We start from the raw sequence: 936 nt of genomic DNA, 5'->3' as shown, positions 1-936 counted from the left end.
CATCTGCACCCCGCCGTCGAGCCACTTCCCCCTGGCGCTGGAGGCGCTCTCCTACGGACTGAATGCCGTCATTGAAAAGCCGCCGGCCCTGTCCCTGAGCGAGATGCGGCAGCTCGAAGCCGCCGAGGCCGCCTCCGCCGGATCCCTCAGCTGCGTCTTCCAGCACCGGTTTGGTTCCGGCGCCCAACGGCTGCTGGCCCTGCAGCGCTCCGGGGCCCTCGGCAGGCAGCTTGTCGGAACGTGCAACACGCTCTGGTTCCGTGACCAGCCGTACTTCGACGTCCCGTGGCGCGGGCTGTGGGACGTGGAGGGCGGCGGCCCCACCATGGGCCACGGCATCCACCAGTTCGATCTCCTCCTCCACCTGTGGGGTCCGTGGGCCGAGGTCACGGCCTTCGCCGGCAAACTCGCCCGGAAGACCGACACCGAGGATGCCTCCGCCGCTGTGGTCCGGTTCGAATCCGGAGCGATCGCCACCATCATCAACTCCGTGATTTCGCCGCGGGAGACCTCCTACCTGAGGCTGGACTACGAGAACGCGACAGTGGAACTCGACCATCTTTACGGCTACTCCGACCACCACTGGACGGTGACCCCGGCACCGGGCCAGGACGCCGTCGTCGGACTCTGGGCCCAGGGTGAGGACCAGCCCAGCGGGCACGTGGCGCAGTACGCCGCCGTCGTCCGGAGCGTGCAGGGCGGCGAGGCCGCGCCGGTCTCCATCACGGACGCCTACGCCACCATGGAACTGGCCGCAGCGATCTATGCGTCCAGCGTCAGCGGAACCACCATTGCCCGAGGCCAGATCGACCAGGCCAGCCCGTTCTTTACCCGCATGGACGGCCACCTGGAACCCTGGAAACAAGAGGAAGCACTCAACGCATGAACTCCCCAACCGCACTGTCCTGGCGCGATGACAACCAGTCCCTGACCGTT

1 protein-coding gene is annotated in these 936 nt (G+C 67.5%); it reads left to right on the top strand.

All coding sequences use genetic code 11. The features are described 5' to 3' along the window. Positions 1-886 (top strand): Gfo/Idh/MocA family protein (locus tag DBR22_RS16770; RefSeq protein WP_108599953.1); only part of this gene is annotated, 886 nt, incomplete at its 5' end. Positions 887-936 lie beyond the last annotated feature (50 nt).

This window comes from Arthrobacter sp. HMWF013, from assembly GCF_003061105.1.
Taxonomy (GTDB): Bacteria; Actinomycetota; Actinomycetes; order Actinomycetales; family Micrococcaceae; genus Arthrobacter.
The sequence above is the reverse complement of the archived record's forward strand: the minus strand, read 5'-3'. Positions and strand labels throughout refer to the sequence as shown.